Origin of the sequence: Paracoccus shanxieyensis, from assembly GCF_009711265.1 — a bacterium.
Classification (GTDB): domain Bacteria; phylum Pseudomonadota; class Alphaproteobacteria; order Rhodobacterales; family Rhodobacteraceae; genus Paracoccus; species Paracoccus shanxieyensis.
On sequence record NZ_WMII01000009.1, the window covers coordinates 41205 to 65833 of the forward strand.

Below are 24629 nucleotides of genomic sequence, written 5' to 3' on the forward strand. Positions count from 1 at the left end.
TCACGCTAGGAACGAACCATGTCGATCTGGGAATATGCCAACCCCGTCAAGTTCATGCGCGCCTCGGGCGCGGTCCTGCCATGGATCGTGGCGGGGGCGGTGATCTGTTGCGTGGGCGGGGTGGTCTGGGGCTTTCTGACCCCGCAGGATTACCGGCAGGGCGCGACCGTCAAGATTATCTTCCTGCATGTGCCTGCGGCGCTGATGGCGATCAATGGCTGGCTGATGATGCTGGTCGCGTCACTGATCTGGCTGATCCGGCGCCACCATGTCAGCGCGCTGGTGGCCAAGGCCGCAGCGCCCGTCGGTGCGGTCATGGCGCTGATCGCGCTGTTGACGGGCGCGATCTGGGGCCAGCCGATGTGGGGGACGTGGTGGGAATGGGATCCGCGCCTGACCTCATTCCTGATCCTGTTCCTGTTCTATCTGGGATATGTGGCGCTGTGGGCCGCGGTCGAGGATCCCGACAGCGCAGCCGATCTGACCAGCGTGCTGTGTCTGGTCGGCTCGGTCTTTGCGCTGCTGTCGCGCTATGCGGTGAATTTCTGGAATCAGGGGCTGCATCAGGGCGCGTCGCTGTCGGTGGCTTCGGGTGAGCGGATGTCGAGTGTCTATAAATATCCGCTTTACGTCTCGATGCTGGGGTTCTTCCTGCTGTTTCTGGCGCTGGTGCTGGTGCGCGCCCGGACCGAGATCCGCCATCGCCGTCTGGCCGCCCTTCTGGCACGGGAGCATCGCGCATGATCGAGCTTGGAAAATACGCTGCCACGGTGCTGTGGGCCTATGGCATCAGCCTGCTGCTGCTGGCCGGGATCATCGGGCAGACCATTCGCGCGAATGCCCGTGCCCGCGCCGCACTGCAGGAGCATGAGAACCGTGGCTAGGCTGTCCCCCCTGATGCTGCTGCCCGTCGCGATCTTTGCGGCCTTCGCCGGCATGGCCGGCTGGGCGCTGATGCGCGACGACCCGGATGCCATCCCCTCGGCCATGGCGGGGCGGGCGGCGCCTGCGCTGGGGCAGACCACCTTGCCGGGCAAGGTGCAACTGAGCGATGCGATGCTGCGCGAGCCGGGGCTGAAGCTGGTGAATTTCTGGGCCAGCTGGTGCCCGCCCTGCCGCGCCGAGCATCCGACGCTGACGGAACTGTCGAAGCAAATGCCGGTCTATGGCGTCGATCTGAAGGATCCCGAGGCCGGGGCCCTGCGGTTTCTGGACGACCATGGCGATCCCTTCCGCGCCATCGCCACCGATCCGCGCGGCCGCACCGCCATCGACTGGGGCGTGACCGCGCCACCCGAGACCTTCATCGTCAATGGCAAGGGCGAGGTGGTCTACCGCTTTGCCGGGCCGCTGATCGCGGGCAATCTGGACAATATCTTCATGCCCGAACTTGAGAAGGCACGCGCTGCCGAGTGATGCGCCACGCCGCGCCAGTTGCGCCGCCATATGGGTATTTGAAAAACAAGGAAGCCGGGGCGAGCCGCCCGGCTGCGGTGAATTGGCTTTCCTTGTCAGGTTGCCGGGGCTAAGAGATGCGGGCTTGAGAGAGGCCCGAAATGTCGCAGAACCAACCGACCATCGCTCCGCAACCCGGCATCATGGAGATCGCCCTGTATCAGGGCGGTGCCGCCAAGGTGGCCGGGATCGAGAATGTGGTGAAGCTCTCGTCCAATGAAAACCCGTTCGGCCCTTCGGACAAGGCGCGCGAGGCGCTGGTGCGGGCGGCGCATGCGCTGCATCGCTATCCCAATACCGACCATGCCAGCCTGCGCGCCGCCATCGGCGAGGTGCATGGGCTGGATCCCGAGCGCATCATCTGCGGTGTCGGCTCGGACGAGATCATCCATTTTCTGTGTCAGGCCTATGCCGGGCCGGGCACCGAGGTTCTGTTCACCGAGCACGGGTTTCTGATGTATCGCATCAGCGCCCTTGCGGCAGGTGCGACCCCGGTGCAGGTGGCCGAGCGCGACCGCGTGACCGATATCGATGCGCTGATCGCCGGGGCGAGCCCGCGCACGCGGCTGGTTTTCGTGGCGAACCCGAACAACCCGACCGGCACGATGATCGGCCTGCCCGAACTGGAGCGGCTGGCGCGGGCCGTGCCGCAGGCCATTCTGGTCGTGGATGCGGCCTATGCGGAATATGTCGAGGGCTATGATGGCGGTGCCGATCTGGCGACGCGGCTGCCCAATGTCGTGATGACGCGGACATTTTCCAAGATCTATGGTCTGGGCGGGTTGCGCGTCGGCTGGGGCTATGGCCCGCGCGAGATCATCGACGTGCTGAACCGCATCCGCGGTCCGTTCAACCTGTCGCAACCCGCACTGGACGCTGCCGAGGCCGCCATGCGTGACCGTGACCACATCGCGCGCTGCCAGTCGGAAAACGCCCGGATGCGGGCCTGGCTGGCCGAGGCGCTGGCCGAGAAGGGCGTGCCCTCGGACACGTCCTGCGCCAATTTCATTCTGGCGCGCTTTGCCGATGAGACGATCGCCAAAGCCTGTGACGAGGCGCTGAAGGCGCAGGGCCTGATCGTGCGGCTGGTGGCGGGCTACGGCCTGCCGCAGTGCCTGCGCATCACCGTCGGCGACGAGGCATCCTGCCGCCGCGTGGCCCATGTCATCGGCCAGTTCATGGCCGAGCGCGCGGGGGCATCCGCATGAGCGTGATCTATGACCGCGTGGCGCTGATCGGTCTGGGGCTGATTGCCGGGTCGATGGCCTTGGCCATGCGCGAAAAGGGGCTTGCCGGCTCCATCGTCGGCCATGCCCGCAGTGCCGAGACGCGGGATACCGCGCTGGAGATCGGGCTGGTTGATCAGGTCTTTGCCACCGCTGCCGAGGCGGTTCAGGGCGCCGATCTGATCGTGCTGGCGGTTCCGGTCGGCGCGATGGATGCCGTTGCCGCCGAGATTGCGCCGCATCTGAAGCCGGGGGCGACGGTGACGGATGTGGGCTCGGTCAAGCAGGCCGTGATTCAGGCCGTGGCGCCGCATATCCCCGAGGGCGTGCATTTCGTACCGGGCCACCCCTTGGCGGGGACCGAACATTCCGGGCCCAAGGCCGGGTTTGCCAGCCTGTATCAGAACCGCTGGTGGCTGTTCACCCCGGCCGAGGGCTGCGACGAGGCTGCCATCGTCCGGCTGGAGGGGCTGGTGCAGGCCATGGGGGCCAAGACCGAACGCATGGATGCGCAGCATCACGATCTGGTCTTGGCGGTGACCAGCCACACCCCGCATCTGATCGCCTATACGATGGTGGGCGTCGCCGATCATCTGAAGCGGGTCACGGAATCGGAAGTGGTGCAATATTCCGCCGCCGGGTTTCGCGATTTCACCCGCATTGCTGCCTCGGACCCGACCATGTGGCGCGATGTGTTCTTGCAAAACAGAGAGGCGGTTCTGGACATCCTTGGCCGCTTCACCGAGGAATTGTTCGTGCTGCAACGCGCCATCCGCATGGGCGACGGCCCGCATCTGCACGACTATTTCACCCGGACCCGCGCGATCCGTCGCGGCATCATCGAAGCCGGGCAGGACACCGCCGCACCCGATTTCGGACGCGGCGTGCCGAAACCCTAGGGCCGCAATTGCGGTGCCGGTCCCAGCGGGATCGGCCCCAGCGACATGCGGCCATCGGCCATGATCAGCGGCAGGCGCAACTCGCCCGGCTCCGGGCGGGGATAGGTCATCGCGCCGGGCGCGGCAGGCGCGCCATCCGTCTGTTCGCCCGGCATGGGCATGGCCGAGATCGAGCGGATCATCGCCCCGGCCAGCCGCACGGCGTTTTTCGGGATCAGCCCGGAATCCCCCGCCGCCTCCAGCATGGGGGTCGCGTCGCGGGAATAGAGGGCAAGCGCCCCGGTCGCGCGTCCCTGATCGTCCGGCCGGATCTGGCCGATGACGCGCGCGGTCAGCCTGCCGATGCTCAGCTTGGCCTCATCGATGCGCAGGGCGTTGGGCATCGGGGCGGGGATCGCGGCCAAGGCGGCGGGCGTCGGCGCGGTGTCCAGCCAGACCCGGCCCTTGCCCTGAAACATCACCGGACCCGCACCGCCGATACCATCGGCCATGTCCGCCAGTTGCGGAAAGGCGGTGGGGTCGAACTGGTCCAGCCGCCATGTCACGTCATAGGCCGCCGCCGCATCCTGTGGCGCCTTGGCATCCAGAGCCGCCATCCGGGCATCGACCGACAGCCCCGAAGCCAGCGGCCTGCCATCCAGCGCCACCGGCCCGGATGAAAGATGCGCCCATCGCGGCGCAAAGCCCGCCAGCGGTTGCAACCGGGTCTCGATGCGGGGATCGGTCAGGTCCAGCGGCATCGGGCCTTGGCCCAGATCCAGCGCCAGCGTCGGGGGCAGTTGCAACCGGGCGCGCATCGGGTTCAGCGGAAGGACCGAGATCACCGCCTGCGGCGCCTCGATCCGGCCGAATGTGGTCTGGATCTGCGGGTCCTGAAGGCGGATGCCGATGCGGTGCAGGTTGCGCAGCGGCGCAACGCTTTGCGCCTGAAAGCCAAGGCCCGCGGCCGAAAGCTGGCGCAGTTGCGCGGCGGCATAGGTTTCGCCGCCGATCCACGCCCCCGCCAGCAGCAGGGCCAGAAGCAGCAGCAAGGACAGAAGGCGGCGCATGGTATTCCCCGATGGCTGGTCAGACGACTTGGATCGCGCGGCATCCTGTCCTAAACCGGGACCAAGGGAAAGGGCGGCAGATATGCGCGACGAACAGCCAAAGGCATGGGTCTTTGCCTATGGATCCTTGATGTGGCAGCCGGATTTCCCGGTCGCCACCCGCCAGATCGCGCGGCTTGAGGGCTTTGCCCGGCGCTTTTGCATGCAATCCGTGGTGCATCGCGGCACGCCTGACGCACCGGGGCTGGTGCTGGCGCTGGACGAGGAGCCGGGCACGCATTGTCTGGGGCTGGCGCTTGGCGTTCTGGCCCGCGACTGGGACACGGTGCTGGCGGGGCTGCGCGAACGCGAATTGCCGACGCAGGCCTATGCCGAGCGGCTGGTGCCGCTGGTGCTGGCGGATGGCCGCGCCGTTGAGGCCGTGGCCTATGTGATGCGACAGGATCACGCGCAATATTGCCGGGATCTGGATCTGGATCAGCAGGCGCAGATCATCGCGCGTTCTGTCGGCGGGCGGGGGCCGAATGCCGATTACCTGATGAACACCGCCGCACATCTGGGCACACTGGGCATCGACGATCCCGATATTGCCGAACTGGCGCGCCGTGTGGCCGCGATCCGGGGCGCGCAGGCCGGGCAGCGGTAAGCCTTTCGCGTCAAATGTTTTCGATGCGCTTGCATCATGCCGGGCCGGGGCTACACTCGCGCGCGATGGATCAGGAAGCGGGGGTCGATTTGTCCCAGTCAGAGGCGCAGAACCCCGGCGACGGCACGTCGTCGCATCAGGGGCGTGAGGGGCGGCGCGACCGCGCGGCCCGGCTTGCGGCCAAGCGGCACTCGGGCAGGCCCGACGCGGCGGATCCGCATTTCTCGCAGCCGGTGCGTCAGATCGTGCTGATGCTGATCGTGCTGGTGCTGGTCGGCATGGGGACATGGTTCGCCTATCGCCAGATCCTGCCGATCTTTGCGGCGAACCCGGCGCTGAACGGCGCGATCCTGCTGGTCTTTGTGCTGGGCGTGCTGACCTGTTTCTGGCAGGTCGGCCAACTGGTGCATTCGGTCAGCTGGATCGAGCGGTTCGCGGCGGGCAAGTTCGGCTATGGCCCCTTGGACCAGACCGCGCCGGAACGTCCGCCGCGTCTGCTGGCGCCGCTGGCCGCGCTGCTGGGCGCGCGCGGGCCGATGGGGGGCGCGATTTCCACGGAATCGGCGCGCTCGATTCAGGATTCGGTCGCAACCCGTATCGACGAGGCGCGCGATATCACGCGCTATCTGGCGAATTTGCTGATCTTTCTGGGGCTTCTGGGCACGTTCTATGGGCTGGCGACCACGGTTCCGGCCATCGTCGAAACCATCCGCACGCTTGCCCCCGGTCAGGGCGAAAGCGGGATCGAGGTCTTCGACAAGCTGATGCACGGGCTGGAAACCCAGCTTGGCGGCATGGCGACGGCGTTTTCAAGCTCGCTTCTGGGTCTGGCGGGGTCGCTGATCGTCGGCCTGCTGGAGCTGTTCGCGAGCCATGGCCAGAACCGCTTTTACCGCGAGCTTGAGGAATGGCTGTCGGGCTTTACCCGCATCGGCATGTCGGGCGAGGGCGGCGAACATGTGGCCTTGGCCGAATTCTTGCAGGGTGTCAGCGGCCAGATCGCCGGCTTGCAGGATTTCTATGCCGCGCGCGATGTGCTGCGCGACGAAGAGGCCGCCGATGCCGACAGCCGCTCGATGGCGCTGGCGGCGGGCGTGCAGCAGTTGACGCAGCTGGTCGGCTCGGACCGGGATGCGCTGGCCGGTCAGGTCGCGCTGGAGCGTCAGGTGGCCAGCGACGCGCAGAGCCGTCTGGCGCAGATGGTCGAACGGCTTGCGGACGGGCAGGACCGGCTGCTGGTGGCGGTGCAGGCCGGGCAGGGTGGCGACAGCCGGCTTGAGGATCTCACCTCGGGGTTGGAGCAGGCATTTACCAGCCTGATCGAGCGGCAGGACCGCCTGATCGCATTGGCCGCGCAGCCCACAGCAATGCCGCCCGAGATGGCGCAGGCGCTGGAGCGGATCACCGAAAGCCAGCAGCGCCTTGCTTTGGCCGCGCCGCAACCGGCGGCTTCCGGGGATGGTGCTGCGGCGCGGGCACTGGCCCGGCTGGCCGACGGGCAGGCGCGTCTGGTCGAACTGGCCGAGGCACGCCCCGGCGCGGCGCAGGACGACCCCGAGGCGCGGATGCGCCTGCGCTCGATCGACGTGCAACTGGGCCGTCTGGTCGAGGAAGCGGCCAGCGGTCGCGACGGGCTGATCGCCGAACTGCGCGAGGATATGGCCGCGCTGACCCGCGCCATCCGGGCGCTGGAGGCGCGCGATGGGGCTTAGCAGCCGCAACAGCGGGCGCGAACGCTTTTCGGCGGTGATCTGGCCGGGCTTCGTCGATGCCATGTCGACGCTGCTGCTGGTGCTGATCTTTGCGCTGACCATCTTCATGGTGCTGCAATCGGTGCTGCGCCAGCAGATCACCTCGCAGGACAGCCAGTTGCGCCAGCTTGGCACGGTCGTCAGCAGTCAGGAAAGCGAATTGACCCAGCTTGGCAGCCGGGTGGCCGCGCTCAGCGATGCGCTGTCGACCTCGCAGGACCGGGCGCAGGGGCTGGACCGCGATCTGGCGGCGGAACGGGCGCGGCTGCGCGCCTCGGAAGCGGCCGTGGCGCAGGCGCGCGGAGAGGTGGATGCCCAGACCGAAGCGGCGCGTCTGGCCGCGGCTCGGCGCGAGGCGCTGGAGGCGCTGATCGCCGATCTGCGCCGCCGCAATGCCGATGCGGGCACGCAACTGGACAGCACCCGGCAGCAGCTTTCCGATGCCGAGGCCGCGCGGCTGGCCGACAAGGCCGCTGCCGAGGCGCTGGAGCAACGGCTGGCCAATTCCGATGCCGAACTGAACGCGACGGCGCTGGCGCTGGATGCCTCGCGCAAGAAGGCCGAAGAGACGCTGACCCTGCTGGCCGCCGCCGAAGCCGCGCGCAAGGATCTGGGCACGCGCGCCGATGCGCAGGCGACCGAGGCGGAACGGCAGGCCGGTCTGCTGGCCTTGGCGCAGCAGAAGCTGGCCGATCAGCAGGCCCTGTCGACCGAAGAACAGCGCCGGGTCGCCCTGCTGAATGAACAGGTGGCCGGGCTGAACGACCAGCTAGGGCGGCTGCAGACGGTCCTGCAAACCGCGGGCGACGACAAACGCGCCGCCGATCTGCGGGCCGAGGATCTGGGCCAGCAGTTGAACCTTGCGCTGGTCCGCGCCGCAGATGAGGAACGCCAGCGCCGCGCGCTGGAGGCCGACGCCCGCAGCAAGGCCGAGGCCGAGGCGCGCGATCTGGCGCGCTACCGCTCGGAATTCTTCGGGCGGCTGTCGCAGATCCTGCAGGGCCGCGAGGGCGTGCGCGTGGTGGGCGACCGCTTCGCCTTTTCCTCCGAGGTGCTGTTTCCCGCAGGCGAGGCAACGCTGTCCAGCGAGGGCCGCAACCAGATCGCCGGGGTCACGCAGCTTTTGCAGCAAATCTCGTCCGAGATCCCGCCGGAAATCGACTGGATCATCCGGGTCGATGGCCATACCGACAGCCAGCCGCTTTCCGGGCAGGGCCGCTATCGCGACAACTGGGAACTGAGCCAGGCGCGCGCGCTGTCGGTGGTGCGCTATATGGTCGAGGATCTGGGCTTTCCGGCAAATCGCCTGCTGCCCGCAGGGTTTGCCGATACGCGCCCGGTGGCGCAGGGCAGCAGCCCCGAGGCCAATGCCCAGAACCGCCGGATCGAGCTGAAGCTGACCGAGCGTTAGACCGCCCGGTCAGATGTCGGGGCCATGGCGGGCCGATCAGACAGCGCAGCAGTCAGGCGGCGCGGCAATCAGACGGCGCGCGGGTCCAGCAGCGTGTATTGATCGGGAAAGCGGTTCAGATAGCGCAGCATCGGCCCCGCAGCCCGCCATTGGCGAAACAGCGCGGCCCGCAGCGCGGCAGGCTCGGGCCAGTGCCTGCGGGCCGACATGGCGACTTGCGGCGCTTGCGGGAAATGCCGCGCCAGAACCCGGCCAAAGGCGTCCCGCATCCGCATCGGCACGACGCCCTGCGACGCCTCCAACCACGGCTTCCGCGTGCCGATGAAATGGATCAGACAGGGATCCACCATCGCGGTCAGATGCGCCGAGGCCGAGGTGAACTGCCAGTTCCACAGCGGGCTGATCTCGGCCCAGTCGCCTTGCAGGATGCCGTTCATCAGCGCCTGATCGCGGCCCAGACCGGCCAGATGGCTGCGCGCGAAGCTGGCGGCGCGGGCGGGCAGATCGTCGCGGGCAAAGGCCTCGGTATCGATCATCACCACGCCTGCATTGAAATAGGGATGCGCGGGCTGGCCCAGTTTCTGGAACTCGCGCACCTTGCGTCCCGGCGTCCGCCATTGCCGGTTGTCGCGCACCGCAGCCACCGCGCGGCCCAGCATGTCGGTTGACAAGAGCCGCGCCGGATCGCCGCGCTCATACAGAATATCGGCGTCGATCACCAGAATGCGACGGTAATGGCCGCGCAGCGCATTGCCCAGAAACAGCTCCATATAGGTCGCAAGCGAGCGGCGGGCATCCAGCGGCAGCGCATCCAGAAGTGCGTCGTCGCGCGCGGCGACATGGCCGATCCCGGCCTGCGTCAGCACCTCGGGCATCGAGACGGGCTCGGGCCCGCCGATCAGCACGTCATGGCCGTGCCCCGCTGCGGCCATGGCCAACGCCGGGACCGCCGCATAGGGCAGATAATTCGCGTCGCAGGCCACGATCACCGCAATATCCGAGGCGGGCCGGAAACCGGGGCTGAAAATCGGTGTCAGGCTCATATCGCGGCTTTCTGCATGGCAAGCTTCTCCGGTTCGGCCAGGATGCCGATGGTCCGGTTTACGCCCGGGCGGGCAGCTTGTCCAACCGGATGCGCTTAGCCCTCGGGCGTGTGCTGACTGCCGTGCTGGCCGTTGCCATTGCCGTTTTCACGCGGCGGACGACCGATCACATCGCGCAGCGCGTCCAGCTCGATGAAATTGTCGGCCTGACGGCGCAACTCATCCGCGATCATCGGCGGCTGGCTGCGCATGGTCGAGACGACCGAGACGCGCACGCCCATGCGCTGCAATGCCTCGACCAGCGGACGGAAATCGCCATCGCCGGAAAACAGCACCGCATGATCCAGTCGCGGCGCCAGTTCCATGGCGTTCACCACCAGTTCGACATCCATATTGCCCTTGACCTTGCGGCGGCCCATCGCGTCGGTGTATTCGCGGGCGGGCTTCGTCACCATGGTAAAGCCGTTGTAATGCAGCCAGTCCACCAGCGGGCGGATCGGCGAATAATCCTCGTTCTCCAGCAGGGCGGTGTAGTAATAGGCGCGGATCAACTTGCCACGGCGCTCGAATTCCTGACGCAGCAGCTTGTAATCAATGTCGAAACCCAGCGACTTGGCGGCGGCATATAAATTGGACCCGTCGATGAACAACGCCAGCCGGTCGTCTTTGTAAAACACGATACCCTCGATATGACAGAGAAACTTTTAACTAACGGGACACTAGCCCTGGTCGCAGCGGGCGGAAACCTGCCAAGTTCGGCAGGTCCGCCCGGCAAGACCCTGCGTGCCGCAATCGCGATGATAGCGCAAGCAAATGATGTTTCAGTGATTTCCGTCAGCCAGTTCTGGCAGACTCCCGCCTATCCGGCAGGCAGTGGTCCCGACTTCGTTAACGCAGCGTTAACCCTCGTGAGCCGGCTCGATGCTCAAAATTTACTCAGGTTGCTGCACCGGATCGAAGCTGAACTGGGGCGCAGCCGCGATGCGGGCCGCTGGGCCGCGCGGGGCATCGATCTGGACCTGATCGCGTTCGGCGATGCGGTGCTGCCCGATCCCGACACACAGGCGCAATGGCGCGGTCTGGCGCCGGAACGGCAGGCGCGTGAGACGCCCGAGCAGTTGATTCTGCCGCATCCCCGCATGCAGGATCGCGGCTTCGTGCTGGTCCCCTTGGCGCAGGTCGCGCCGCAATGGGTGCATCCGGTGCTGGATCGCAGCGTGGCGCAGCTTCTGGCGGACTTGCCAGCCTCGGCCCGGCAGGATATAAGGCCGGTCACAACTTGACATTCCCTTGGCGATTGCTGAAATATGCGGCTTCGCCCAGATAACCGATTCCAAACCGAAGGTGACCGATGGCCCGCGTGACAGTCGAAGATTGCGTTGACAAGGTTCCGAACCGTTTCGATCTGGTGATGCTGGCCGCCCATCGCGCGCGCGAAATCGCCGCTGGAAGTCCGCTGACCGTCGATCGCGACAATGACAAGAACCCGGTCGTGTCCCTGCGTGAAATCGCGGATGAGACGCAGCCGGTCGACGAATTGCGCGAACGCATGATCGAAGCCACCCAGACCCAGATTGAGGTTGATGAGCCCGAAGAAGACGCGATGGCGCTGCTTCTTGGCGCAGAAGTCGATCGTCCGAAGCCCGTCGATGAGGAATCGGAAGAGCGGATGCTGCGCATGATGCTGGAAGCTCAGGGCCGCGGCTAAGGGGTTCAGGGGTCTTCGGCACAGATGATCGACGTCGAAGACCTTATCGCGCTTGTCCGCAACTACAATCCGCGCACCAACGCAGATCTGATCCGCGACGCCTATGAATATGGGCGTCGCATGCATGAAGGGCAGTTCCGCCAGTCGGGCGAGCCCTATTTCACGCATCCGGTCTCCGTCGCCGCCATCCTGACCGAAATGCGGCTGGACGATGCGACGATCATCACCGCACTGCTGCATGACACGATCGAAGACACCCGCTCGACCTGGGGCGAGGTGTCGCAGATGTTCGGCCGCGAAATTGCCGATCTGGTCGATGGCGTCACCAAGCTGACCAATCTGCAACTTTCCGGCGTGCACTCCAAGCAGGCCGAGAATTTCCGCAAGCTTTTCATGGCCATGTCGCGCGATCTTCGCGTTATTCTGGTCAAGCTGGCCGACCGGCTGCACAATATGCGCACCATCAAGTCGATGCGCGCCGAAAAGCAGACGCAAAAGGCGCGCGAAACGATGGATATCTATGCGCCCTTGGCCGGGCGCATGGGCATGCAATGGATGCGCGAGGAGCTGGAAGACCTTGCCTTCAAGGTCATCAACCCCGAAGCCCGCAATTCGATCATCCGCCGCTTTGTCAGCCTGCAGCGCGAATCCGGCGATGTGATCCCCAAGATCACCGCCGATATCCGCGCCGAACTGGAACGCGAGGGGCTTGAGGCCGATGTCTATGGCCGCGCGAAAAAGCCCTTCAGCATCTGGCGCAAGATGCAGGAAAAGCAGCTGTCCTTCTCGCGGCTGTCCGATATCTATGGCTTCCGCATCATCACCCGGACCGAGGCGGATTGCTATCGCACGCTGGGTGTCATCCACCATCGCTGGCGCGCGGTGCCGGGGCGGTTCAAGGATTACATCAGCCAGCCCAAGGCCAACGGCTACCGTTCGATCCACACCACGGTGTCGGGCCGCGACGGCAAGCGCGTCGAGGTGCAGATCCGCACCCGCCAGATGCACGAGGTCGCGGAATCCGGCGTCGCCGCGCATTGGGCCTATCGCGACGGGGCGCGCACGCAGAACCCTTTTGCCGTCGATCCCGGCGAATGGATCGCCAGCCTGACCGAGCGTTTCGGCGAGGAAGACCACGACGAGTTTCTGGAACACGTCAAGATGGAGATGTATTCCGATCAGGTCTTCTGCTTCTCGCCCAAGGGCGATGTGATGCCGCTGCCGAAAGGCGCGACGCCCATCGACTTCGCCTATGCCATCCACACCCGGCTGGGCAATTCCTGCGTCGGTGCCAAGATCGACGGCATCCGTGTGCCGCTGTGGACGCGGCTGAAGAACGGCCAGTCGGTGGAAATCATCGCGGCCTCGGGGCAGCGGCCGCAGCCGACATGGCTGGATATCGTCGTGACCGGCCGCGCCAAGGCCGCCATCCGGCGCAGCCTGCGGCAAGAGGATCGCTCGCGCTTCATCCGGCTGGGCTCGGAACTGGTGCGGGTGGCGTTTGAACATGTCGGCCGCCGCGTGACCGACAAGGCGCTGCGCACGGCGGCGCGGACCATGGCGCTGCCCGATACCGACGAATTGCTGGCCCGTATCGGCAGCGCCGAGATCTCGGCGCATGACGTGCTGTCGGCGCTGTATCCCGAACTTGCCGCCAAGCGCAGCGAGATCGACGCCAAGCGCGCCGTTGCGGGGCTTGAGGCCGATCAGGAATTCACCCGCGCGCCCTGCTGCAACCCGCTGCCGGGCGAACGCATCATCGGCATCACCTATCGCGGCAAGGGCGTGGTCATTCACGCCATCGACTGCCCGGTTCTGGCCGAGTTCGAGGACAGCCCGGAACGCTGGGTCGATCTGCATTGGCGCGAAGGCCAGCATCCGCCCGCCTATTCCACCAATCTGTCGCTGACGATCCGCAACGATGCCGGGGTGCTGGGCCGGATCTGCACGCTGATCGGCCTGCAGGGCGCCAATATCTCGGATATGGAATTCTCGGATCGCAAGCCGGATTTCTATCGCCTGCGGGTCGAGGTCGAACTGCGCGACAGCGAACATCTGCACGCGCTGCTGACCGCGCTTGAAGCGGAAAGCGATGTGGCACAGGTCGCCCGCATCCGCGACCCGCTGGCGCATATCGCCTGACAGCCGCCAAGCCGGTCGGGTCAGATCCCCAGCCGGTCGCGCAGCGAATACCACGACATGCCCGCCACCAGCAGCGGCCAGCGCAGGGCCATACCGCCGGGAAACGGCGGATGCGGCAGGGCGGCCATGGTATCGAACCCCTCGGACTGGCCCAGAACCGCCAGCGCCATCTGCTTGCCGGCCAAAGTGGCGATGGCCAGCCCGTGCCCGGAATAGCCGCTGGCCGACAGACAGTTCGGCGCGGGCCGGATAAAGCAGGGCAGCCGGTTCATGGTGATGGCCAATGTCCCGCCCCAGGCATGGGTCAGCTTCACGTCGCGCAGGCCGGGATAGATCTCCAGCAAGGGCTTGCGCACCTTGCCAAGGATATCGCCGGGAAAGCGATAGCTGACATTCTCGCCGCCGCCAAAGATCAGTCGCCCCTCGGGATCGACGCGCCAGTAATTCACCACGAATTTCGTGTCATGCACGCCGATGTCGCGGGTCAGGACCTGCGCGCGGCGCGCGCCCAAAGGCTCGGTCGCGACGATGAAGTTGTTGATCGGCATGACGCGCGCCGTGACCTTCGGCTCCAGATCGCCCAGATAGCCATTGGCGGCCAGGATCAGCTGATCGCAGATGACCCGGCCCTGCGCGGTGCTGACCACGGTCTTGCCCGCCGCATCGCCATGCCGGATCCCGGTCACTTCCGACAGTTCATGGATGCGCGCCCCGGCGGCATCGGCCAGCCGCGCCATGCCAAGCGCCAGATTCAGCGGATGCAGATGTCCCGCACCCATGTCCAGCTCCCCCGCGACATAGGCCTCCGAGGGCAGAAGCGCCCGGAATTCCGCGCGGTCCAGCGCCGCGATGCGGTCATAGCCGTAATCGCGCGCCAGCTTGTCGATCATCCGCCGCGCATGGTCGAATTCGGCAGGCTTGCGAAAGGCATGCGCGATGCCATCGGCCACCGGCACGCCCGCCCGCGCGGCCAGATCGCGGGTCAGCGCCTTGGCCTCCTCGGCCATGTCCCACAGGCGCCGCGCGGCGTCGCGCCCGGCGATGGCCTCCAGATCATCGACCTCCAGCCGCTGACCCGATCCCAACTGCCCGCCATTCCGCCCGGATGCGCCAAAGCCCACGCGATGCGCCTCCAGCAGCACCACATCGCGCCCGGCTTCGGCCAGATGCAGCGCGGCGGACAGCCCGGTATAGCCGCCACCGACCACCACCACATCCGCCCGCGCATCCCCGGCCAGCGCCGCGAATGGTGCAAGATCCACCCGCGTGGCCGCATAAAGGCTGGACGGATATTCCCCCAGACGGTCATTGGAATGCAGCAGGTTCATCGCGCCTTCTTCGTTCTTCAAATACTCATGCGGCGCCGGCCACCCGCCTCAGACGTTCAGCAGCAGATGCTCACGTTCCCACGGGCTGATGACCTGCAGGAACTCCTTGTATTCATTGCGCTTGACCGACTGATAGGTGGCAACGAACTCGGCACCCAGCACCTCGCGCATGGCCTCGTTCTCCTCCATCAGATCCAGCGCATCGCCAAGGTTATAGGGCAACTCGTCCTGCGACATATAGGCGTCACCCAGACATTCGGCGCGCGGGTTCTCCTGCTCGATCAGGCCCAGATAACCGCAGGCCAGACTGGCGGCCAGCCCCAGATAGGGGTTGCAATCCATCCCCGCCAACCGGTTTTCGACCCGCCGCGCCTCGGGGCCGGAAATCGGCACGCGCAAGCCGGTCGTGCGGTTGTCGCGCCCCCATTCCAGATTAATTGGCGCCGCGAAATCAGGGACATAACGGCGATAGCTGTTGACATAGGGCGCCAGCAGCGCGATCGCCGCAGGCAGATGCCGCTGCATGCCGCCAATGAAATGCATGAAAGCCGCCGTCTCGCGGCCCTGATCGTCCGAAAAGATGTTGCGCCCGTCCTGCACCCCGACCACCGAGTGATGGATATGCATGGCACTGCCCGGCTCGTTTTCGATGGGCTTGGCCATGAAGGTGGCAAAGCAGTCGTGGCGCAGCGCGGCCTCGCGGATCAGGCGCTTGAAGTAAAAGATCTGATCGGCCAGATGCACCGGGTCGCCATGGTTCAGGTTGATTTCCACCTGACCCGCGCCGCCTTCCTGCAGGATGCCGTCGATCTCGAAGCCCTGCGCCTCGGCAAAATCATAGATGTCGTCGATCACCTTGCCGTATTCATCCACCGCCGACATGGAATAGGCCTGTTTCGCCGCCGCCCGGCGCCCCGAGCGGCCCATGGGCGGAATGATCGGCTGGTTGGGGTCGATATTGCGCGCGACCAAAAAGAACTCCATCTCGGGCGCGACGATGGGGGTCCAGCCCTTGGCACGATACAGCTCGACCACGCGCTTGAGCACATTGCGCGGTGCGGTCGGCACCGGCTCGCCCGACTGGTTCGTCACGTCATGGATGACCTGCAAGGTCACATCCGCCGTCCAGGGCGCGGCGGTGGCGGTGCTGAAATCCGGGGTCAGAACCATGTCCGGTTCGGTAAAGGCGCCGGTGGGATTATCGGCCCAATCGCCGGTGATCGTCTGCAAAAAGATCGAGTTCGGCAGGTAGAAGCGTTCCTGATGCGCGAATTTCGAGGCGGGCATCGCCTTGCCCCGCGCCACCCCGGCGATATCGGCGACGATGCATTCCACCTCATCCAGCCGGCGGCCGTCGACATAATCCTGCGCCGCTTGCGGGGTTTCTTCGATCCATCTGGCTTTCATGCGGCACCTTGCGCTTGTGACGCGCGCGGCGCCTTGAAGAAGTTTTCGATCCGGTCGGCGATGGCGTCGGACTGACGCGGGCCGCCCATCCGCGACGCGGCGCGGGCCAGCAGATCATCGGGGACGACGCCCTTGGCGCGGGTGTCGATCAGACCCTGAATGAAGTCATCTCCGAATTCCGGATGCGCCTGCACGGTCAGGGCGCGGTCGTCATAGACCAGCGCGGCGTTTTCACAAAACCCGTTCGTCGCCGCGATCTGCGCGCCTTCGGGGCGGCGCGTGACCTGATCCTGATGCCATGCGTTCAGCGTGATGTGCTGGCCGCCGAAATCGTAATCCTGCGCCCCGACCGACCAGCCGCCGGCATATTTCTCGACCTTGCCGCCAAGGGCCTGCGCGATAATCTGATGGCCAAAGCAGATGCCGACCATGGGCACATGCGCGGCATAGGCGTCACGGATGAACGCCTCAAGCGGCGGGATGAAGGCGTGATCCTCATAAGCGCCATGGCGCGATCCGGTCAGCAGCCAGCCCTGCGCATCATGGACCGAGGCGGGAAACTCCATCGCCTCGACATGATAGCTGGTGAAGTCGAACCCGCGTCCGGCCAGCAGCCGTTCAAACATGGTGTCGTAATCGCCAAGTTCGCCGCGAATGGTGTCGGGCGACTGGCCGCATTTCAGGATGCCGATGCGCATGATTGGCCTGTTGATTCTTCGTTTCAAAGGTAGTCGGGGGCTTGGGTGCGGACAAGGCCCTAGCCGTTTTGTGGGGCTGGCGGGCGTCGGGTGCAAGCATTAGGCTGTTGCGCAAACCCGCAGCATGAAAGGATAAAGCCGTGCCCGGACTTCGCCCCGATGTCGATCCCGATGGCCTGCAAGAGTTTTCGGTGGTGTTCACCGACCGCTCGCTGAACCATATGTCGCAGAAATATCAGGGCATCATGCGCGATATCTCGGCCAGCCTGCGCAAGGTCTATGGCGCCGAGGCGGTGGCGCTGATCCCCGGCGGCGGCACCTGCGCCATGGAGGCCGTGGCGCGCCAGTTCGGCCGCGACGCCCATGCGCTGATCGTGCGGAACGGCTTTTTCAGCTTCCGCTGGAGCCAGATCTTCGAGGCGGGCGGCTTTGCCCGCGACACCACCGTGATGATGGCCCGGCCCAGCGGCAATGAACCGCAAGCGCCCTTTGCCCCGGCGCCGATCGAGGAAGTCGTGGCCAGGATCCGCGACACCCGTCCCGATGCGGTCTTTGCCCCGCATGTCGAAACCGCCGCCGGGATGATCCTGCCCGATGATTACATCACCGCGCTGGCCGATGCCGCGCATGAGGTCGGCGCGATCATGGTGCTGGACTGCATCGCCTCGGGGGCGATCTGGGTGGATATGGCGGCGACGGGCGTGGATGTGCTGATCTCGGCACCGCAAAAGGGCTGGTCGGCCTCGCCCTCGGCGGGGATGGTGATGCTGTCGCCGCGCGCGCTGGGTCGGCTTGAGGAGACCGCCTCGGACAGTTTCGCGCTGGATCTGAAGAAATGGCGCGCGATCATGAAGGCCTATGAAGATGGCGGCCACGCCTATCACGCCACCATGCCCACCGATGCCATTGTCGGGCTGCACGCCGCCATGCAGGAAACCGAGGCGCTGGGGTTTCAGGCCGCGCGCGATGCGCAATGGCGGCTGGGCGACGCGGTGCGCGCGGAACTGGCGCGGCGCGGATTGCGGTCGGTCGCGGCCGAGGGCTTTGCCGCGCCGGGTGTGGTCGTGTGCTATACCGACGATCCCGAGGTGCAGAACGGCAAGAAGTTTCTGGCCCAGGGCTATCAGATCGCCGCAGGCGTCCCCCTGCAGGTCGGCGAGGGCGAGGGCTTTCGCAGCTTCCGCATCGGGCTGTTCGGACTGGACAAGCTGGGCGATGTCGACGGCACGCTGGCGCGGCTGGTCCCGGCTTTCGACAAAGTGTTTGGCGCGGCTTAAAACCGCGCCTTTTCAAACCGTATCAAGATAAAGTTCAACCGTTTCCTCATCTGACAGCTCGGCCATGTAATGCAGCTCTTGCCGCTTGGTCATGACGAAGTTTTCGATCAGATGCGCGGGGAAGATCCGTTTGATCTGCGGGCAGCTGTCAAAGGCGTCGATGGCTGCCCCCCATGTGGCGGGCAGTTGCGCCAGACCCTGTTCATAGGCGTTGCCGTGAATGGGCGGCGGCGGCTCGATGCCGTCCTCCAGCCCGTTCAAGGCCGCGCCAAGGATGGCGGCGACCGTCAGGTAGGGGTTCACATCGCCGCCCGCCACACGGTGTTCGATCCGCCGCGCCTTGGGCCCCGATGACGGGATGCGGATGGCCGAGGTGCGGTTTTCATAGGCCCAGCCCAGCCCCGTCGGCGCATGGGCGTTCGGCACCAGCCGGTCATAGCTGTTCTCATGCGGTGCAAACAGCAGGGTCGAGCCGGGCATCGCCGCCAGACATCCGGCCACGGCGTGACGCAGCTTGTCGGTGCCCAGATCGCCGCCATCGTCAAAGATATTGTTGCCCTGCTGATCAAGGATCGAGAAATGCATATGCATTCCCGAGCCGTTCCATTCCTCATAGGGCTTGGCCATGAAGGATCCAGCAAAGCCATAGCTGCGCGCCAGCCCCTTGACCAATTGCTTGAAAAGCCAGGAATCATCGGCGGCCTTCATCGGGTCGGACTGGTGCATCAGGTTGATTTCGAACTGACCGGGCGCGGCTTCCGAAATCGCGGTATCGGCGGGAATGTCCATCGCCTCGCAGGCGTCGTAAAGCGAGGTGAAGAAGCGGTCGAAAGCGTCCAGCGCCCGCAGGCTGAGTGTTTCGGCCCCGGTGCGGCGCTTGCCCGAGCGCGGGCTGGGCGGCACGCGCAATTGTCCGCCGCTGTCGTCGATCAGGAAAAACTCCAGCTCGGTCGCGACGACCGGCGTCAGCCCGGCGGCCTTGTAGCGTTCGACGACGCGGGCCAATGCCTGTCGCGGATCGCCCTCATAGGGGCGGCCATCGGGATGGAACATCCACAGCGGCAACAGGCCGGTCGGCGCCTCCAGCCAGGGCATCGGCATGAAGCCGCGTTCCGTCGGCAGCAGCAGGCCATCGGGATCGCCGGACTGAAACACCAGCGGGCTGTCTTCGACATCCTCGCCCCAGATGTCCATATTCAGGACCGAGAACGGGAATTTCGTCCCTTCTGTCAGGATCTTGTCCGCGAAACGGGCCGGAACGCGCTTGCCGCGCGCCATGCCGTTCAGATCAGCGGCAGCCACGCGGATTGTCTTGACTTCGGGATGCTCACGCAGCCAGTCCATTTGTCACCTGAAAAGATTTGGCCGATAGCGGATGCGTTTGGCAGCGCCGGGCACATGGCGGTTCAGCCGCCGGTTGACGACCCCGAACAGCCCGATCAGGCACAGGGTCACGAGAATGAAATACATCGCCGCGATGGGATAGGCGACGAAGGGGTTGAAGGTCTTTTCGGCGAAAAAGCTGGCGTAATACAGCGCATCGCCCTGCTGGCGGAACGCCGGGAAGCTGGAAAAGAACACCAGCGTCGTGGCGTGGAACAGAAAGATCGCCTCATTGGTATAGGCAGGCCATGCCAGCCGCATCGCGTTGGGCCAGACCACGCGGCGATAGCGGGTCCAGCCCGCCATGCCATAGGCATCCGCGGCCTCAAGCTCGCCCTTGGGCAGGTTGCGCAGCGCGCCATAGAAGATTTCCGCCGAATAGGCCGCGGTGTTCAGCACCAGAACCAGCAGCGCCCCGGCCCATGCGCGGGTGATCCACGCGGTTTCCACCGTCAGCCCGAAGATGTCGATGCCCGCGCGGGGCAGCTGCACCAGCGCCTCATAGGCGACGAAGAACTGGATGAACAGCGGGCTGCCGCGAAACACAAAGATGAACAGCTCGGCCGGTTTGCGCAGCCACGGCCCGCCCAGCCGCGCCATCGCCAGCGCATTGGCCAGAAAGAAGCCGAAGAACAGCGCCAGCGCCCCGAAATACACGTTCCAGATCAGCCCCGAGCCGATCAGCGTGAAATGTTCACACAGCGTAAAGCCTTCGCGCGGCAGCAGGCGTTCGCCAATGCCGATGGCGCGCAGGCCGTAATCTTGCAGGGTTTGCAGGCACTGGCTCATGCGGGGGCCTTTCGCATCGCCTCACCGGCCAAGGTGGCCTGACCTGCCGAAAGCCGCGTGCGGATGCGCCGGAACACCCGTTCCGAAATCCATGTCATCAGCAGGTAGAACACAAGGATGCCCAGAAAATAGTAAAGCCGCCAATCCGGATGCGGATAGGAATAGGCGCTGGTCTTGGCGCTGCCCAATTCGCGCGCCCAATAGACGATGTCCTCGACGCCAAGGACGAACAGTAGCGGCGTGGCCTTGATCAGGATCATCCACAGATTGGCCAGACCGGGCAGGGCATAGGTCCACATCTGCGGGATCAGGATGCGGCGGTTCACCTGTCCGGGCGACATGCCGTAAGCCTCGGCGGTTTCGATCTGGGCGCGGGGAACGGCGTTCATCGCGCCATACAGCACATTCGCGGCAAAGGCGCCGAAGACGATGGCAAAGGCGATGACCGCCAGCGTGACGCCATAGATCTGATGGATCCATTGCGGCGCGGTCGACAAAGGCAGCTTGGCCGCCGCGCAGACGACGAATTCATTGCCCTGCCGGATCGGTGCGCCGGGATCGCAGAACACCTGCGCGCGCAGCCATTCAAAGCCCTGATCCAGCGCGATGGGCACGAACAGGAAGAAGATGATGTCCGGCACGCCCCGCACCATCGAGGTATAGGTCTTGCCAAACCAGCGCAGCGGCGCGATGCGCGACCGCGAGGCCATGGCCCCGCCAAAGCCGAACAGCAGCGCCGCCGGCGCGGTGATCGCCAGCAGCAGCAGGACCGTCCCGAAGGACAGATAGAACAGCACATGCTTGCCCGATCCCAGATAGCAGATCAGCCAGGCAAGCCCTTCAAGGGTTTTCGGATCGGCGCAGGACGCAAACATGGATCACCAGATTGCCCCGCCCATGACGGACGGGGCCTGAACATCAGAAATATTCGGCGCCGTCACCAAACCATTTCTTGATCATCTCGTTCAGCGAACCGTCTTCCTTCATCGAGGTGATGGCGGTATCAAACTTGGCCTTCAGCTCGGTATCGGACTGGCGCAGCGCCATGCCGATGCCTTCGCCCAGCGGGATATTGTCCTGCCCGGTCACCCAGACCATCGCGCCATTGGATTCGTTCACCACCGGCGACAGGAAGTCCTTGTCGGCAAAGACCGCCTCGGCCTCGCCATTGCGGACCGCGCCCACGGCTTCGTCGGGCGTGGCGAATTCCAGAAGCTCTGCACCCGATTCGGCGACATGGGCGGCCTGAATGGTGTTGGTCTGCGCCGCGACGATGCCCTGGGTCACGTCCACATCCGCCTCGGGGGCAGCATAGGCCGAGGGCGTCGGCGGCAGATAGTTCTGCGTGAACAGCACCGCCTTGCGGCGTTCCTCGGTGATCGACATGCCCGCCATGATCGCATCATAGTTCGAGCTGTTCAGGTTGGGGATGATGCTGTCCCAGTCGTTCTTGACCCAGGTGCATTGCAGCTCGGCGCGCTTGCACAACTCATTGCCCAGCTCGATTTCGAAGCCGTCGACCTCACCCTTGTCGTTCACGAGGTTGTAGGGAGGATAGGCGCCCTCGGTCGCGATGCGCACGTTCTGCGCCATGCCCATCCCGGCGGTCATCGCCAGCGCGGCGGCGGCAAGCATCAGTTTCTTCATCAGACTCTCCTGTCGGTCTTATTCGGCCATTGTGGCGCTTAGGAATTGGCGCAGCCGTTCGGAACGGGGCGCATGAAACAATTGGGCGGGGGGGCCTTCTTCCTCGATCCGGCCCTGATGCAGAAAGACGACGTGATCGCTGACATCGGCGGCAAGGCGCATATCATGGGTGACCAGCAGCATGGTGCGATGCTCGGCCGCCAGATCCTTGATGACGCGCACCACTTCCTTTTGCAGTTCCGGGTCCAGCGCGCTGGTCGGTTCGTCCAGCAGCAGGGCCTTGGGCTCCATGCACAGCGCACGGGCGATGGCGGCGCGCTGCTGCTGGCCGCCCGACAGCTGGGCGGGCCAGTTGTCGGCCTTGTCGCCAATGCCGACCTTGGCCAGCAATTCGCGCGCCCGCGCCTCGACCTTGGCGGGGTCGCGTTTCAGCACCTGCACCGGAGCCTCCATGACGTTTTGCAGCACGGTCATGTGCGACCACAGGTTGAATTGCTGAAACACCATGGACAGGTTGGTGCGCAGCCGCGTCACCTGCGCCCGGTCGGCGGGGACACGGGCCACGCCTTGCCCGCGCCATTTCACCGGCTCGCCCTCGAACAGGATATCGCCCTGCTGGCTGTCTTCCAGCAGGTTGCAGCAGCGCAGCAGCGTCGATTTGCCCGATCCCGAGGATCCGATCAGGCTGATGACATGGCCGCGCGGCGCGGTCAGGCTGACGCCCTTGATAACCTCAAGCTGGCCATAGGCCTTGTGCAGGTCGCGGATCTGGATGACCGGGCCTTCGGCGTCGGTCGCAATGCGGGTCGGGGTGTGGTTCATGCGGTAATCAGGCGATATTTGCGACGGGATTGCAACGCTTTCCTGCCTGACCTTAACGGCAGGAACGCAACGTGCCCGCTTAGTGGCCGCGGATGCCCAGATCATCAAGCACGCGCTGGCGCACAAGGTTCGAATCGCGGTCGTTCACCCCCAGCAGGCTGGCGACAAGACGCACCATGCTGTCTTCCTCGGCGCTGCGCTTGCCATCGGCATAGGCGACTTCCCACATGGCGGCGATGACGTTCTGGCGGTCGTCCAGATCGACGCGTTCCTTGACGATCCGGGTAAAGCGCACGGTATCGGGGGCCTCGGCCTCGATCATCTCGGCGGCGACGCGGCGTTCGACCGCTTCGTCATGGGACAACCCGCGACGGCGTGCCAGCACGCCTTCGATCCGGCGCCGTTCGGTTTCCGAATAACGGTCGTCGGCACGGGCGATGCGGACCAGCAAAGCCGCGATCGCGACCTCGCCATCTTGCGAGTTCAGGACGGCCGAACCCGGCATGTCGGCGAAAAGGCGGCTGAGAAGATTGCGGAACATTGGCCGAGTCTAGATCAGTTCGGTGTCGGGCAGAAGACAGGAAATGTTTCCGGCGCAAGTCATAACGAATTCGTCACTTTTCCGGATCATAGCCCGGAACGATGGCCAGATCCGCCGTCGAGCAGGGCTGGCGCAGCCGCAGCGCCGCCTGATATTCCGGGCTGTCGTAGCAGGCGCGCGCGGTGTCCAGATCGGCAAATTCGATCACGACAAGGCGCGGGCGCATCTCGCCCTCGCGCAGATCGGGTTCGGCGCCCCGCACCAGAAAGCGGGCGCCGTATTTTGCGAATGCCGCCGCGTTGGCCGCCCGATAGGCCTCATAGGCATCCGGATCATCGACCGAGACCTGTGCGATCCAATAGGCTTTCGGCATGGCATCCCCCCATTCACGGACCCCGTTCACAGGCCCCATTCAACGCAGATCCCCGGCCAAGGCAAGCCATGACCGGGGATCAATTGGCGGATCAGACGGCCTTACCCGCGGTCAGTATTTCTGCGGCACATACAGATCGGGCGGCAGGATGTCGCGTTCGTAATCGGGGTTGAACACGCGGTCGGGCAGGGTAATTTCATCATGCGGGACCGGCTCATAGGGGATCAGGCTCAGCAGGTGGCTGATGCAGTTCAGCCGCGCGCGCTTCTTGTCATTGCCCGGCACGACATACCACGGCGCTTCGGGAATGTTGGTGCGTTCCAGCATTTCCTCTTTGGCCTTGGTGTAATCCTCCCAGCGGACGCGAGATTGCAGGTCCATCGGCGACAGCTTCCACTGCTTCATCGGATCATGAATGCGCATCAGGAACCGCATCTGCTGTTCCTCATCCGTGACCGAGAACCAGTATTTCACCACCCGGATCCCCGAGCGCACCAGCATCCGTTCAAATTCCGGCACGTCGTGGAAGAATTCCTCGACCTGCGGCTCGGTCGCAAAGCCCATGACACGCTCGACGCCCGCGCGGTTATACCAGCTGCGGTCGAACAGCACGATTTCGCCGCCCGCAGGCAGGTGCGGGACATAGCGCTGGAAATACCATTGCGTCTTTTCGCGGTCCGAGGGCGCGGGCAGGGCCACCACGCGGCAGACGCGCGGGTTCAGACGCTGGGTGATGCGCTTGATCGCGCCGCCCTTTCCGGCGCTGTCGCGGCCCTCGAACAGCACCACGACCTTTTCCTTGTGATAGCTGACCCAATCCTGCAGCTTGATCAGTTCCGACTGCAGACGCAGCAATTCACGGAAATAATCGTTGCGCGGCATCTGGTTGGGATGCGCGTCGCGGTAGATGCGCGCGATTTCCTGCGAAAGCACGGCATCTTCCAGCTCGATCTCATAATCCTCGTCCAGCGTGTCTTCCAGTTCGGCTTCCAGCCAGTTCTTGGGGCCTTGGTCCTGCATGTGCATCTCCTGCG

At 65.1% G+C, this 24629-nt stretch carries 26 protein-coding genes; 12 read left to right on the forward strand and 14 right to left on the reverse strand.

The window, feature by feature from the left end; translation table 11 throughout:
• The first annotated feature begins 18 nt into the window (after positions 1–18).
• The 5 genes from GL284_RS10875 (at position 19) to GL284_RS10895 (ending at position 3580) form a co-directional block, all read left to right on the forward strand.
• Positions 19–744, forward strand: a complete 726-nt coding sequence (locus GL284_RS10875) for a heme ABC transporter permease (protein WP_155044662.1) — start codon at positions 19–21, stop codon at positions 742–744.
• Positions 741–884 carry a heme exporter protein CcmD gene (ccmD, locus tag GL284_RS10880; protein ID WP_155044663.1) on the forward strand — a complete coding sequence of 48 codons (144 nt, stop codon included), beginning with the start codon at positions 741–743 and terminating at the stop codon, positions 882–884. The genes GL284_RS10875 and ccmD overlap by 4 nt, the downstream gene beginning before the upstream one ends.
• A gap of 13 nt (positions 885–897) precedes the next feature.
• Positions 898–1416, forward strand: a complete 519-nt coding sequence (locus GL284_RS10885; RefSeq protein ID WP_155044770.1) for a DsbE family thiol:disulfide interchange protein — start codon at positions 898–900, stop codon at positions 1414–1416.
• A gap of 140 nt (positions 1417–1556) precedes the next feature.
• Complete coding sequence (gene hisC, locus GL284_RS10890) at positions 1557–2663, forward strand: histidinol-phosphate transaminase (RefSeq protein WP_155044664.1); 1107 nt, start codon at positions 1557–1559, stop codon at positions 2661–2663.
• A complete protein-coding gene (locus tag GL284_RS10895) occupies positions 2660–3580 on the forward strand; it encodes a prephenate/arogenate dehydrogenase family protein (protein WP_155044665.1) in 921 nt (306 codons plus the stop codon). The genes hisC and GL284_RS10895 overlap by 4 nt, the downstream gene beginning before the upstream one ends.
• On the opposite strand, the gene GL284_RS10900 is transcribed toward GL284_RS10895, so the two are convergent.
• Positions 3577–4629 carry a DUF2125 domain-containing protein gene (locus GL284_RS10900; RefSeq protein WP_155044666.1) on the reverse strand — a complete coding sequence of 351 codons (1053 nt, stop codon included), beginning with the start codon at positions 4627–4629 and terminating at the stop codon, positions 3577–3579. The genes GL284_RS10895 and GL284_RS10900 overlap by 4 nt on opposite strands.
• A gap of 82 nt (positions 4630–4711) precedes the next feature.
• Between GL284_RS10900 and GL284_RS10905 the strand changes: the two genes are divergently transcribed.
• From GL284_RS10905 to GL284_RS10915, 3 genes are all read left to right on the forward strand, one after another.
• Positions 4712–5275: a gamma-glutamylcyclotransferase gene (locus GL284_RS10905; protein WP_155044667.1), complete on the forward strand. Its 564-nt coding sequence runs from the start codon at positions 4712–4714 to the stop codon at positions 5273–5275.
• 89 nt (positions 5276–5364) lie between these two features.
• Positions 5365–6987 carry a hypothetical protein gene (locus GL284_RS10910; RefSeq protein ID WP_155044668.1) on the forward strand — a complete coding sequence of 541 codons (1623 nt, stop codon included), beginning with the start codon at positions 5365–5367 and terminating at the stop codon, positions 6985–6987.
• Positions 6977–8437 carry a peptidoglycan -binding protein gene (locus GL284_RS10915; protein WP_155044669.1) on the forward strand — a complete coding sequence of 487 codons (1461 nt, stop codon included), beginning with the start codon at positions 6977–6979 and terminating at the stop codon, positions 8435–8437. Before GL284_RS10910 ends, GL284_RS10915 begins: the two co-directional genes overlap by 11 nt.
• Positions 8438–8505: 68 nt before the next feature.
• Here the strand turns inward: GL284_RS10915 and GL284_RS10920 are convergent, their stop codons facing one another.
• Positions 8506–9480, reverse strand: a complete 975-nt coding sequence (locus GL284_RS10920) for a glycosyltransferase family 8 protein (RefSeq protein ID WP_155044670.1) — start codon at positions 9478–9480, stop codon at positions 8506–8508.
• A gap of 95 nt (positions 9481–9575) precedes the next feature.
• Positions 9576–10157 (reverse strand): LabA-like NYN domain-containing protein, encoded by a 582-nt coding sequence (locus GL284_RS10925; RefSeq protein WP_341870359.1) that lies wholly within the window; start codon positions 10155–10157, stop codon positions 9576–9578.
• 12 nt (positions 10158–10169) lie between these two features.
• Between GL284_RS10925 and folK the strand changes: the two genes are divergently transcribed.
• From folK to GL284_RS10940, 3 genes are all read left to right on the forward strand, one after another.
• Complete coding sequence (gene folK / locus GL284_RS10930; RefSeq protein WP_155044671.1) at positions 10170–10763, forward strand: 2-amino-4-hydroxy-6-hydroxymethyldihydropteridine diphosphokinase; 594 nt, start codon at positions 10170–10172, stop codon at positions 10761–10763.
• Positions 10764–10831: 68 nt separating this feature from the next.
• Positions 10832–11188, forward strand: a complete 357-nt coding sequence (rpoZ, locus tag GL284_RS10935) for a DNA-directed RNA polymerase subunit omega (protein WP_155044672.1) — start codon at positions 10832–10834, stop codon at positions 11186–11188.
• Positions 11189–11212: 24 nt separating this feature from the next.
• Complete coding sequence (locus GL284_RS10940; RefSeq protein ID WP_155044673.1) at positions 11213–13330, forward strand: RelA/SpoT family protein; 2118 nt, start codon at positions 11213–11215, stop codon at positions 13328–13330.
• 20 nt (positions 13331–13350) lie between these two features.
• On the opposite strand, the gene GL284_RS10945 is transcribed toward GL284_RS10940, so the two are convergent.
• The 3 genes from GL284_RS10945 to GL284_RS10955 are packed head-to-tail and all read right to left on the reverse strand — an operon-like array spanning position 13351 to position 16763.
• Positions 13351–14658: an NAD(P)/FAD-dependent oxidoreductase gene (locus GL284_RS10945; protein WP_155044674.1), complete on the reverse strand. Its 1308-nt coding sequence runs from the start codon at positions 14656–14658 to the stop codon at positions 13351–13353.
• Positions 14659–14706: 48 nt separating this feature from the next.
• Positions 14707–16065 carry a glutamine synthetase family protein gene (locus tag GL284_RS10950; RefSeq protein ID WP_155044675.1) on the reverse strand — a complete coding sequence of 453 codons (1359 nt, stop codon included), beginning with the start codon at positions 16063–16065 and terminating at the stop codon, positions 14707–14709.
• Positions 16062–16763, reverse strand: a complete 702-nt coding sequence (locus GL284_RS10955) for a type 1 glutamine amidotransferase (protein ID WP_155044676.1) — start codon at positions 16761–16763, stop codon at positions 16062–16064. Before GL284_RS10955 ends, GL284_RS10950 begins: the two co-directional genes overlap by 4 nt.
• A gap of 140 nt (positions 16764–16903) precedes the next feature.
• Here GL284_RS10955 and GL284_RS10960 point away from each other — a divergent pair, with 140 nt between their 5' ends.
• Entirely contained in the window at positions 16904–18040 is a 1137-nt protein-coding gene (locus GL284_RS10960; protein WP_341870358.1) for an aminotransferase class V-fold PLP-dependent enzyme, read from the forward strand.
• Positions 18041–18052: 12 nt separating this feature from the next.
• Here GL284_RS10960 and GL284_RS10965 read toward each other — a convergent pair whose 3' ends face one another.
• The 8 genes from GL284_RS10965 to ppk2 all read right to left on the reverse strand — a co-directional run bounded on the left by GL284_RS10965 (position 18053) and on the right by ppk2 (position 24615).
• Positions 18053–19384 (reverse strand): glutamine synthetase family protein, encoded by a 1332-nt coding sequence (locus GL284_RS10965; RefSeq protein WP_155044677.1) that lies wholly within the window; start codon positions 19382–19384, stop codon positions 18053–18055.
• 3 nt (positions 19385–19387) lie between these two features.
• Entirely contained in the window at positions 19388–20212 is an 825-nt protein-coding gene (locus tag GL284_RS10970) for an ABC transporter permease (RefSeq protein WP_155044678.1), read from the reverse strand.
• On the reverse strand, positions 20209–21087 hold the full coding sequence (locus GL284_RS10975) for an ABC transporter permease (protein WP_155044679.1): 879 nt from the start codon (positions 21085–21087) through the stop codon (positions 20209–20211). The genes GL284_RS10970 and GL284_RS10975 overlap by 4 nt, the downstream gene beginning before the upstream one ends.
• Before the next feature lie 43 nt (positions 21088–21130).
• A complete protein-coding gene (locus GL284_RS10980; RefSeq protein ID WP_155044680.1) occupies positions 21131–21859 on the reverse strand; it encodes a transporter substrate-binding domain-containing protein in 729 nt (242 codons plus the stop codon).
• An 18-nt stretch (positions 21860–21877) separates the two neighbouring features.
• Complete coding sequence (locus tag GL284_RS10985; RefSeq protein WP_155044681.1) at positions 21878–22681, reverse strand: ABC transporter ATP-binding protein; 804 nt, start codon at positions 22679–22681, stop codon at positions 21878–21880.
• A 79-nt stretch (positions 22682–22760) separates the two neighbouring features.
• The gene (locus tag GL284_RS10990; RefSeq protein ID WP_155044682.1) at positions 22761–23222 is read right to left on the reverse strand and encodes a tellurite resistance TerB family protein; all 462 of its coding nucleotides are present in this window, start codon (positions 23220–23222) and stop codon (positions 22761–22763) included.
• 73 nt (positions 23223–23295) lie between these two features.
• Positions 23296–23595, reverse strand: a complete 300-nt coding sequence (locus GL284_RS10995) for a DUF1330 domain-containing protein (protein ID WP_155044683.1) — start codon at positions 23593–23595, stop codon at positions 23296–23298.
• A 111-nt stretch (positions 23596–23706) separates the two neighbouring features.
• Positions 23707–24615 (reverse strand): polyphosphate kinase 2, encoded by a 909-nt coding sequence (ppk2, locus tag GL284_RS11000; protein WP_155044684.1) that lies wholly within the window; start codon positions 24613–24615, stop codon positions 23707–23709.
• Between the last annotated feature and the right edge of the window lie 14 nt (positions 24616–24629).

What these genes read in the sequence shown, in the direction of transcription:
- GL284_RS10875 (WP_155044662.1), top strand. Translation starts at nt 19, where the DNA reads ATGTCGATCTGGGAATATGCCAACCCCGTCAAGTTCATGCGCGCCTCG.
- ccmD (WP_155044663.1), top strand. Translation starts at nt 741, where the DNA reads ATGATCGAGCTTGGAAAATACGCTGCCACGGTGCTGTGGGCCTATGGC.
- GL284_RS10885 (WP_155044770.1), top strand. Translation starts at nt 898, where the DNA reads ATGCTGCTGCCCGTCGCGATCTTTGCGGCCTTCGCCGGCATGGCCGGC.
- hisC (WP_155044664.1), top strand. Translation starts at nt 1,557, where the DNA reads ATGTCGCAGAACCAACCGACCATCGCTCCGCAACCCGGCATCATGGAG.
- GL284_RS10895 (WP_155044665.1), top strand. Translation starts at nt 2,660, where the DNA reads ATGAGCGTGATCTATGACCGCGTGGCGCTGATCGGTCTGGGGCTGATT.
- GL284_RS10900 (WP_155044666.1), bottom strand. Translation starts at nt 4,629, where the DNA reads ATGCGCCGCCTTCTGTCCTTGCTGCTGCTTCTGGCCCTGCTGCTGGCG.
- GL284_RS10905 (WP_155044667.1), top strand. Translation starts at nt 4,712, where the DNA reads ATGCGCGACGAACAGCCAAAGGCATGGGTCTTTGCCTATGGATCCTTG.
- GL284_RS10915 (WP_155044669.1), top strand. Translation starts at nt 6,977, where the DNA reads ATGGGGCTTAGCAGCCGCAACAGCGGGCGCGAACGCTTTTCGGCGGTG.
- GL284_RS10920 (WP_155044670.1), bottom strand. Translation starts at nt 9,480, where the DNA reads ATGAGCCTGACACCGATTTTCAGCCCCGGTTTCCGGCCCGCCTCGGAT.
- folK (WP_155044671.1), top strand. Translation starts at nt 10,170, where the DNA reads ATGACAGAGAAACTTTTAACTAACGGGACACTAGCCCTGGTCGCAGCG.
- rpoZ (WP_155044672.1), top strand. Translation starts at nt 10,832, where the DNA reads ATGGCCCGCGTGACAGTCGAAGATTGCGTTGACAAGGTTCCGAACCGT.
- GL284_RS10940 (WP_155044673.1), top strand. Translation starts at nt 11,213, where the DNA reads ATGATCGACGTCGAAGACCTTATCGCGCTTGTCCGCAACTACAATCCG.
- GL284_RS10945 (WP_155044674.1), bottom strand. Translation starts at nt 14,658, where the DNA reads ATGAACCTGCTGCATTCCAATGACCGTCTGGGGGAATATCCGTCCAGC.
- GL284_RS10950 (WP_155044675.1), bottom strand. Translation starts at nt 16,065, where the DNA reads ATGAAAGCCAGATGGATCGAAGAAACCCCGCAAGCGGCGCAGGATTAT.
- GL284_RS10955 (WP_155044676.1), bottom strand. Translation starts at nt 16,763, where the DNA reads ATGCGCATCGGCATCCTGAAATGCGGCCAGTCGCCCGACACCATTCGC.
- GL284_RS10965 (WP_155044677.1), bottom strand. Translation starts at nt 19,384, where the DNA reads ATGGACTGGCTGCGTGAGCATCCCGAAGTCAAGACAATCCGCGTGGCT.
- GL284_RS10970 (WP_155044678.1), bottom strand. Translation starts at nt 20,212, where the DNA reads ATGAGCCAGTGCCTGCAAACCCTGCAAGATTACGGCCTGCGCGCCATC.
- GL284_RS10975 (WP_155044679.1), bottom strand. Translation starts at nt 21,087, where the DNA reads ATGTTTGCGTCCTGCGCCGATCCGAAAACCCTTGAAGGGCTTGCCTGG.
- GL284_RS10980 (WP_155044680.1), bottom strand. Translation starts at nt 21,859, where the DNA reads ATGAAGAAACTGATGCTTGCCGCCGCCGCGCTGGCGATGACCGCCGGG.
- GL284_RS10985 (WP_155044681.1), bottom strand. Translation starts at nt 22,681, where the DNA reads ATGAACCACACCCCGACCCGCATTGCGACCGACGCCGAAGGCCCGGTC.
- GL284_RS10990 (WP_155044682.1), bottom strand. Translation starts at nt 23,222, where the DNA reads ATGTTCCGCAATCTTCTCAGCCGCCTTTTCGCCGACATGCCGGGTTCG.
- GL284_RS10995 (WP_155044683.1), bottom strand. Translation starts at nt 23,595, where the DNA reads ATGCCGAAAGCCTATTGGATCGCACAGGTCTCGGTCGATGATCCGGAT.
- ppk2 (WP_155044684.1), bottom strand. Translation starts at nt 24,615, where the DNA reads ATGCAGGACCAAGGCCCCAAGAACTGGCTGGAAGCCGAACTGGAAGAC.